Genomic DNA, 9,281 nt, shown 5'->3' with positions numbered 1-9,281 from the left:
ACTTATTTGGCATCTATACTAAATAAGAACTCCACTTCGTTTTGTGTATATCCGTTAAACCTTCTGTGCAAACAGCAGTCTAATTTAAATATCGGATTAACATAAAAACATAACCATGAAGAACTGGAAATTCATGCTCTCGGCTTTGGTACTGTTATTTTTCTTTTACAGTCCATCTGCGGAAGCACAACGCACTACGAGGCGAACCACACGGGTTGTCAATGTAAACCGTCCTGTGAAGAGGAAAATTCGAAGAAAGAAACGAAGAGTACGTCGCCGAACCCTTAGGAGGTTGCCGGCCAATACCAGAGCAAGGGTATGGCGCAATATGTCTTACTACCCGGTGGGCGGAATGTACTATGTGGCCCGTAAGGGTGCCTACGTTAGAGCATTTCCTCCAAGAGGTTTTCGTATCAGAACTATTCCCGGAGCATTTACGCGTTTGATGGTGAGAGGGGCTGTTTACTATTATTCTACCGGAGTCTTTTACCAAAATGTGAATGATGAGTATGAAGTAGTTGCTGCCCCTGTAGGAGCCGTGGTGAAGGAATTGCCTGAAGATGCTGAAGAAATGGATTTTGAAGGGATAACTACCTATGAACTAAATGAAACTTTGTATAAGGCCATCGATGACGGTTATGAGGTGGTTGAACTCCTGGATGATCAGGATTGAGGTATATACTATATGTATCAAATAAAAAAGCTCCCTCATCTGAGGGAGCCTTTTTTTTAAGTTGGTTATGTTTGGTAAGATTTGGGATTTCAAAAATGCATTTTTACTGCACCAAAAAAAAAGAATAGTTGTCAAGGACCATATTTTGTATGCTAACTATTTTGAATGTGTTGTTATCAATATCAATTACATTGAAGGGCCACAAAAAAAACCACACTGCATAACAGTGTGGTTCATTTCTTATTTCTAATAAGTGGACTAATTTATAACCACCTCATACCAGTATCAATTTGATAGTAGTAGGTAATTAAATTTTTATAGGGCGTCCAATACTTCTTGTGGTAATAACACCTTATTTATTACATGAACTGCTCCGTTTGTTGTGGCCACGTTGGCGATGACAACCTGGGCATCCGTATCAGTGGCATCTCCAATAAATACACCTCCGCTAAGATTCACAGTAACATCTTCTCCCTGTACTGTTGTGATCATCATTCCGTTAGTTAAATTGGTTGAATAGGCAGCTGTACCGGATACAACATGGTAGGTTAATACCTTGGCAAGCAATTCTTTTTCAGCAACAGTATCAAAATCTGCCAAACTGTTGAATTCGGCTCCAAGATCATCTAATAGTGCTGCAAAGGCATCGTTCGTTGGAGCGAATACGGTAAAAGGTCCGTCACCACTCAAAACTACATCTAAATCAGCATCAGCCTGTAATAGTGCTTCTACCAATAAGCTCAAATTTGGAGTAGCTTGAGCTGTTTCCACAATGTTTAATGAAGGAGGGTTAAGCGCATTAATTACTTCCTGTGGCAATAACACTTTATCAATTACATGTACCACCCCGTTTGAAGCCAGTACGTCAGGAATTACAACTTCTGCTGCTATATCTGTAGCATCGCCAATGAATACACCTCCATTCAGATCAACGGAGACATTTTCACCCTGGAACGTTTCTATTCTCATGTCTTGCATTAAATCTGTTGACAAAGCTTCTGTGCCAGCCACAACGTGGTAGGTCAATACTTTCACAAGTAATTCTTTTTCGTCAGCAGTGTCAAAGTCTGCCAAACTGTTATATTCGGCTCCAAGATCATCTAATAGTGCTGCAAATGCATCATTTGTGGGAGCGAATACGGTAAAAGGACCGGTACCACTCAAAACGACATCTAAATCAGCATCAGCCTGTAAAAGTGCTTCTACCAATAAGCTTAAATCTGGAGTAGCTATTGCTTTTTCCACGATGTTTTGGGTTGGGATACCAAGAGCATCCAATACTTCTTGTGGCAACAATACCTTATCTATTATATGTACCACTCCATTAGAAGTAGCTACATCTGCTGTAATTACCTCAGCTTCAGTGTCCGTTGCATCCCCGATGAAAACTCCTCCATTTAAATTTATGGTTACATCTTCTCCCTGAACGGTTGTTATCATCATACCATCTGTTAGATCTCCAGAGAATGCTTCTGTTCCGGCAATAACATGATAAGTCAAAACTTTCGCTAAAAGTTCTTTTTCATCAGCGGTGTCAAAATCGGCTAGACTGTTATAATCGTCACCTAAGTCCTCTAATAAAGCTGCAAAAGCTGCATTGGTTGGTGCAAATACGGTAAATGGACCAGCAGCACTTAAAGTGGCCACTAAATCAGCATCAGCTTGGATTAAAGCATCAACCAAAAGACTGAGATCGGAAGTGCCTTGGGCGGTTTCAACGATATTTAGTTCGTCGATTACAATAATTGGATCGTTTTCATCATCATCCGAGCAGGAGGCAACAAATGCCACGGCAAGGAAAAGAAATAATGTTTTGAAAAATTTAGAAGTTGTTTTCATTAGAATCTTTTTTTATTTACTAATGTTTAACTAAAGTAGTATATAACTTAAACAAAAAAAGATGTTTAATAAATGTTTAACAGAGCTGATAATATGATCTTACTAACATTATTAATGTACATAGTAGTAAATACGGCACTCCATAAAATTTTCGTAATTGTTAGTGATTGTTCAGAAAATTATTTGTGTTTATATTATATTAATAAAGTATTAACAAAATAATGAACTATTTCATAACAACAAAAGTGTCAAAATATGTAAAGCATACCTCCCAGAGCTCAACCGGAATGATATGAACTCTACTTTATTTCTTATTTTTGCAGCATGAAAAAAGTGGTGGTCGGACTGTCAGGAGGAGTAGATAGTAGTGTTGCTGCATACTTGCTAAAGCAGCAGGGATATGAAGTGATAGGACTATTTATGAAGAACTGGCACGATGATTCGGTGACCATCTCCAAGGAATGCCCCTGGCTAGAGGATAGCAATGACGCCCTTATTGTAGCCGAAAAATTAGGGATCCCATTCCAAACGGTAGATCTCAGCGTTCAGTACAAGGAACGTATTGTAGATTATATGTTTCGTGAATACGAACGTGGAAGAACTCCTAATCCCGATATCCTTTGTAACCGGGAAATAAAGTTTGATGTTTTTTTAAAGATAGCACTCGACCTTGGCGCCGATTATGTGGCTACCGGTCACTATTGCCAAAAAGGGATAATTCAGAATGAGGCAGGTGAAACTCAATATCAGTTGTTGGCAGGTAAAGATCCCAATAAGGATCAATCCTATTTTTTATGTCAACTATCACAAGAACAATTGGCAAGAACCTTATTTCCTATTGGCGGACTTCTTAAACCTGAAGTGCGAAAAATAGCAGCGGAAAATAAGTTGATCACTGCAGATAAAAAAGATTCTCAGGGACTATGTTTTATTGGGAAAGTTCGGTTACCCGATTTTTTACAACAGCAGTTAAAACCTAAGAAAGGGGATATCGTTGAAGTGCCTGCAGATGCAAGTCACTATCAACACCTTCTTCCAAATTTTGAGAATAAACAGCAAGAGCTGGCATTTCTATCCGAAAAACCTCATTATAGCAAAGAGGATGGCAAAATTGTCGGAGCACATCAGGGCGCGCATTATTTTACCATTGGTCAGCGTAAGGGTTTAGATGTTGGAGGCACCAAGGAACCACTATTTGTAATTGGTACTGACGTAGATGAAAATGTGATCTATACAGGGCAGGGGAAGACTCATCCTGGGCTGTACAGAAAGACCCTGTTTGTGAATCAGGATGAAGTGCATTGGGTTCGACCAGATCTGGCACTGCAGATAGATGAAACTATGGAGGTCATGGCAAGGATACGATATCGCCAACCGTTACAAAAAGCCACCTTATATCAGGTAGATGGCGGATTGTATGCCGACTTTGAGGAGAAACAAGCGGCCATAACAGAAGGTCAGTTCATTGCGTGGTATAAAGGGGACGAGCTTATTGGATCTGGAGTCATCTCATAATCTAAAGTGGTTTTTAAATACATATGAATAATAGAATTACACATCTTTTTGGGGTTCAATATCCGATAGTACAGGCGGGGATGATCTGGGCAAGTGGCTGGCGGCTTGCTTCTGCGGTATCTAATGCCGGTGGCCTTGGGTTATTGGGAGCGGGGAGTATGTACCCTCAGGTGTTAAGAGAGCATATTCAGAAATGTCAGCAGGCAACTACCAAACCATTTGGGGTGAATGTCCCTATGTTATACCCGGATATTGATCAGCTCATGCAAATCATCATGGAGATGGGGGTAAAGATTGTTTTTACCTCGGCCGGAAATCCCGCAACCTGGACGGCTAGGTTAAAAGAAAAAGGCATCACAGTTGTACATGTGGTGAGCAGTGTAAAATTTGCGCTGAAAGCAGAACAAGCCGGAGTGGATGCTGTGGTAGCTGAAGGATTTGAAGCAGGTGGGCATAATGGTAGAGATGAGACCACAACCCTTACCCTGATCCCTGCGGTAAAAGAGCACATACAGATCCCGTTGATCGCTGCAGGGGGTATTGCAACCGGGCAAGCTATGCTGGCGGCCATGGTGCTTGGCGCAGATGGTGTGCAGGTAGGCAGCAGGTTTGTAGCCTCACACGAAGCCTCGTCTCACCTGCTGTTCAAACAAAAGGTAGTGGACGCTAAAGAGGGCGATACACAACTAACCTTAAAAGAACTGGCTCCTGTTCGGATGCTTAAGAATCCTTTTTATCAGCAGATACAAGAAGCCTATAAACGGTGCGCTTCTGCTGAAGAACTCAAGACATTACTAGGCAGAGCCAGGGCAAAGCACGGAATGTTTGAAGGAAACCTTGAGGAAGGAGAACTGGAGATCGGTCAGGTTTCTGCGATCATTCATGACATTAAACCAGCTGCACAGATCATCGAAGATATGATGCAAGAATATAATCAGGCCAAGAACGCAGTTTATTTTTAACGACCTAAAAAGAATGTGATATACTCACTTTGATCTAAGTTTAGTCCTTTACATTTTTCAATAATGAATTTATGTCCTCTACCAAACGTGTAATTTCTTTCTTTTTAGTTCCATCATATATCCCTCTAATTTGCTTTAAGGTATCTACCAGAATAAAATTTGGCGTATGGATAAAATCCTGCAAACCTCCGTCACCTTCATCTACAACGGCAAAATAACTTTTACGTGCCAGGGTATAAATATGTTCTTTATTCCCTGTGGTAATGTTCCATTTAGAGATATCGGCCCGGTATTTTAGGGCATATTTTTTTAGAACAGCAACACTATCATATTCAGGGGTAACTGATAAGGACAGTAATTTTAACTTGTCTTCTTCCTTAAAGATTTCCTGAAGTTGTGCCATGTTGTTACTCATTGCGGGGCAAATACTGGGGCAGCGGGTAAAGAAGAAATCTGTAACATATATTGTGCCTTCATAATCTGCCTGGGTGATGGTATCCCCATCCTGATTTATCAAAGAAAAATCCATAACCCGATGCCCCAGATTTAATTCATGAAGGCTACCGTCTACCAAAGCCGGATTCAGATCAGCAGGGTTATAAATGGGCGGTTCTCTATTCGCAGTATTAAGCGGTACAATAAAATAGACAGCTATAATAAGTAGAACAACTATTGCTAGTGGAAAAAGCAATTTCTTCATTTTCCTGGGATGTGTTTGTTTGGAATAAACCAAACAGGGTTGTTAAAGTACCGAATTATTAATATCGATATCGGCATGTTCCCAAGCCTTATCATATTCTTTTTTGATTTTTTGTGCTTCATCCATTTTGCCCTGTGACACAAGGCTTTTGTATAGCCCCATTAAAGACCAGCCATTTTGCCTTAAAATTTCCAAATCTTCTCTGAATACTTTTTCGGCTTCCTGAGGTTTCTCAGCTTTTAATAAGATAGCTCCTAAGTTTTGGCGTGCAGGGATATACCATGCAGCCGGCTCTGTATACGTTAACTCATCTTCAATGATCACTGCGTTTTCTAAATGCTCTTGTGCCTTAACAAGATCCCCATCTAAGGCTGATAACTCACCGGCAACAACTTCATAAGCCAGCTTGCCTATTGTTTCACTGGGGTCGAAACCTGCTGCGATCAATTCTTTCAAAGCAGGGTCTGTTAGCATTTCCTGAATAGCATCTAGTTCTTCTTTAGCTTCTTTTGCATTGTTTTTTCTGATAAAAGCTATTCCCCTTGCATAATGCCAAATAAGTTTTAGATGTTTAATTTCTGAATTGGGACTCGGTGTTGTTAGGATATCATTCCATTTACCAAATCGCACATAGGCTAGTAATGGAACAGAAGCAAAATTTTGTAAAAATGGCATTTCCAACAATTCTCCGTTAGGAACTTTTTCAGCAGTTTTTTTGGCTGCATCTATGGCAATATCACTGGCTCCTAATAAACTGGCCGCCGACCATAAAAAATGAATGTTATGAGGGTAGTAACCCAATGGGTACATTCCTTGTGAATAACACTGTGAAATATAATCTTCATCTGCCAGTATGGCTGCCTGATTTGACTCAACGGCGTCTAAATATCTTCCAACACGAATATAAATATGGGATGGCATATGAACAATATGCCCGGCGGCTGGCATTAAGCTCGCTAATTTTTCTGCACTTGGGACCGCCAGATCCGGTTTAGGCAATTCTACCATATGAATATAATAGTGATGTGATCCAGGATTGTCTGGATTAATCTGCATAGCTTTCTCGAGTGCCTTCTTGGCTTCGGCAATATTGGGTGATGGATTTCCGGCCTTGTCCCAATAGTTCCAGGGAACTGTATTCATAACAGAAGCTGCGTATAGTGTTTGCACATCCGCATCTTCAGGAAACTGTTTTGCAACTTCAGTCATGGCTTTCATATAGGCCATATTTAATTCGGCAACATCCTTTGTTAGGTCCGCACTGTATCTGGATGTAAGCGCATTTATCAAGGCCTGTTCCTTGGGAGATGCATTCGCTGCCCATTTTTTAGCTTTTTCAAGAGCTTCATTATATTTAATCTTGCGCTCATCCGGGGGTAAGGGATCGTTTATGTTTGGCCCAAGTGTATAGGCCTGTCCCCAATAGGTCATCGCAGCTGTAGGATCTAACCTGGAAGCCTCCATAAAAGAACGATGTGCTTCTGCATGGTTAAAAGCATATGTAAGTTTTAGACCTTGATCAAAAAATTCTTGAGCCCTTTCTTCCGAGGTTGAAATAGGGAAATGAAGGTTTCCTAAATTTTCAAATAGAGGTGAAATTTGTTGTGTAGTATCTATATCTTCCAATAAAAATTTAGCTACTGTACATTTAATGGCTCCGAAAGATGCCAATTGTGATGGATCTTTTTGTTTTTCTTGGATCGTAGGTACTAATAAAAATACTAGTGCTAAAAAGGCTCCTGCGATAATGAATACGATGATTTTAGGTTTCATAATGGGTATAGTTGGTTTATTGCTTAAAGTGCTAATTATAAGACACTTAAATGTACAAAATATTAGTAAACATGAATAGGAAAACTCACGAACTTTTTAAGTAGTTAGTTCGTGAGTTTAATTCAATAGCCCTTATTTTTCTAGCTATCTTTTATTTGGTATGGTCTATTAAAGTGTTGATATGCCCATCCATCATCTCAAAGGTCAATCCCATTTTTTATCGATGGTAAGAAGTGTCCTCAAAAGTACATTGGCTCCATTGGCCATATCCTCAGGGAATGTATATTCTTTCGGGGAATGACTTATGCCGTTTACACTTGGGACAAAGATCATCCCTACGGGGACTATTTTGGCCATATCCTGGGCATCATGCCCGGCTCCGCTTTGCATTTGCTTGCTACTCAGACCAAGGGCCTTTGCTTCCTTTGTGATCAGCGCTTGTATTCTTGGATCTGTTAGGGCAGGAGCAGAAGTGGCATCAATGGGGGTAAAGGTAAATTGAGTGCCCGTTTCATTTTCGATGTCTTTTGCCCGCTTTGCCATAGCACTAAAGAGGTTTACTATTTTCTCAGATGACAAGTCGCGTATCTCCAGGCTCACTACTACCTGTCCGGGGATTACATTGGGAGCTCCCGGCAGCGCAGCGATCCGCCCAACGGTTCCTACCTGTTTACCTTCGAAACTATTGGTAACTTCATTGACTGCTATAATAAACTTAGCCGCTGCCAGTAAGGCGTCCTTTCTCAAAGCCATAGGCGTAGTGCCGGCATGATTCGCAAACCCTTGGATGCTGACGTCCCACCATTTAATACCTACGATACCTTCCACGACCCCAATATCAATTTGTTCCCTGTCTAGTATCCCACCTTGTTCTATATGGAGTTCAAGGAAAGCTGCCAAGCTGCCTTGAGGACGTTCTACCTCCGCTATACGGTCTGCATCACCACCTATGCGATTTATTCCTTCCCTCATTGAATACCCTGTACTATTCACCACATTAAGGGCATCTCCCTTGAGATCCCCTACCAAAGCTCTGCTACCCATTACCCCGCCTTCCTCATTCGAAAAAATAAAGACCTCCAGGGGATGCTCGGTCTGTATCCCCGCTACATTCAGAGTCCTAACGACTTCTATGGCGGCAAGTGAACCCACACAGCCGTCATAATTTCCCCCATTTGGGACCATATCAATATGCGATCCGAAGCCTATCGGTTTTTTAGAGGGATCCTTCCCTGCTCGTTTCCCCGTGATATTTCCAGCGAAGTCAACACTGACTTCAAGTCCTGTTACTTGCATCAGGGAAATGATATAGGCCCTGCCCGCCAGATCGGCATCGCTAAAGGCCACCCTATTGGTTTCCCCGTTCTCCATGACTCCATATTCTGCCAATGACATAATAGAAGCCTCCAGCCTTCCCTGGTCTACTTTAGGAATGTTTTGAGCAAAGCCCAATAGGCCGCTTAAAAGAAATACACAAATGATTTTTTCTGGGGAAGCCATAGTAGATAGGTTAGGAAGACAAGATATAAAGCTAATGAATTATTGACAACGGCTATGCCTTATTTTAGTTCAATTTTGTCTATTTCTAATCGGAATTCCTCTGCTTTTTTATTCCCGATCAGAAAGGCCACTTCTTCTATTTGCTCCCCGGGAAAGGATGTCATGTTTAATAGCCGTCCCCTGAACTGAGGGATCATTTTTTCGAATGGAATGGAAATAGTCTCCCAGGTACCTTTGGTCTGGATATTGATGGCATAATTAAAATAATCTGAGGCATTGGTTTTAAGTCTTACCTGATAGTTCTTTCCATCACCTTTCA

General features: G+C 41.1%; 8 protein-coding genes. 3 read left to right on the top strand and 5 right to left on the bottom strand.

Features of this window, described 5'->3' with window-relative positions; genetic code table 11:
- The first annotated feature begins 115 nt into the window (after positions 1 to 115).
- Positions 116 to 673 carry a DUF6515 family protein gene (locus Q0X72_RS11775; protein ID WP_297765605.1) on the top strand — a complete coding sequence of 186 codons (558 nt, stop codon included), beginning with the start codon at positions 116 to 118 and terminating at the stop codon, positions 671 to 673.
- A 315-nt stretch (positions 674 to 988) separates the two neighbouring features.
- On the opposite strand, the gene Q0X72_RS11770 is transcribed toward Q0X72_RS11775, so the two are convergent.
- Positions 989 to 2,464, bottom strand: a complete 1,476-nt coding sequence (locus Q0X72_RS11770) for a fasciclin domain-containing protein (protein WP_297765602.1) — start codon at positions 2,462 to 2,464, stop codon at positions 989 to 991.
- Between the two features lie 372 nt (positions 2,465 to 2,836).
- On the opposite strand from Q0X72_RS11770, the gene mnmA reads away from it, so the two are divergent.
- Together mnmA and Q0X72_RS11760 are read left to right on the top strand one after the other, a co-directional pair.
- A complete protein-coding gene (gene mnmA / locus Q0X72_RS11765) occupies positions 2,837 to 4,027 on the top strand; it encodes a tRNA 2-thiouridine(34) synthase MnmA (protein WP_297765599.1) in 1,191 nt (396 codons plus the stop codon).
- 23 nt (positions 4,028 to 4,050) lie between these two features.
- On the top strand, positions 4,051 to 4,989 hold the full coding sequence (locus Q0X72_RS11760; protein ID WP_297765596.1) for a nitronate monooxygenase: 939 nt from the start codon (positions 4,051 to 4,053) through the stop codon (positions 4,987 to 4,989).
- 40 nt (positions 4,990 to 5,029) lie between these two features.
- Here Q0X72_RS11760 and Q0X72_RS11755 read toward each other — a convergent pair whose 3' ends face one another.
- From Q0X72_RS11755 to Q0X72_RS11740, 4 genes are all read right to left on the bottom strand, one after another.
- Positions 5,030 to 5,689, bottom strand: coding sequence for an SCO family protein (locus Q0X72_RS11755; protein ID WP_297765593.1), 660 nt, complete (start codon positions 5,687 to 5,689; stop codon positions 5,030 to 5,032).
- Positions 5,690 to 5,731: 42 nt separating this feature from the next.
- A complete protein-coding gene (locus Q0X72_RS11750; protein WP_297765590.1) occupies positions 5,732 to 7,462 on the bottom strand; it encodes a tetratricopeptide repeat protein in 1,731 nt (576 codons plus the stop codon).
- A 204-nt stretch (positions 7,463 to 7,666) separates the two neighbouring features.
- Positions 7,667 to 8,962 carry a Zn-dependent hydrolase gene (locus Q0X72_RS11745; RefSeq protein ID WP_297765587.1) on the bottom strand — a complete coding sequence of 432 codons (1,296 nt, stop codon included), beginning with the start codon at positions 8,960 to 8,962 and terminating at the stop codon, positions 7,667 to 7,669.
- A gap of 59 nt (positions 8,963 to 9,021) precedes the next feature.
- The coding region (locus Q0X72_RS11740; RefSeq protein WP_297765584.1) for a CIA30 family protein at positions 9,022 to 9,281 on the bottom strand (260 nt) is incomplete at its 5' end.

This window comes from uncultured Muriicola sp., assembly GCF_947258935.1.
Classification (GTDB): Bacteria; Bacteroidota; Bacteroidia; order Flavobacteriales; family Flavobacteriaceae; genus Muriicola.
This window is presented reverse-complemented; position numbering and strand designations above follow the sequence as displayed.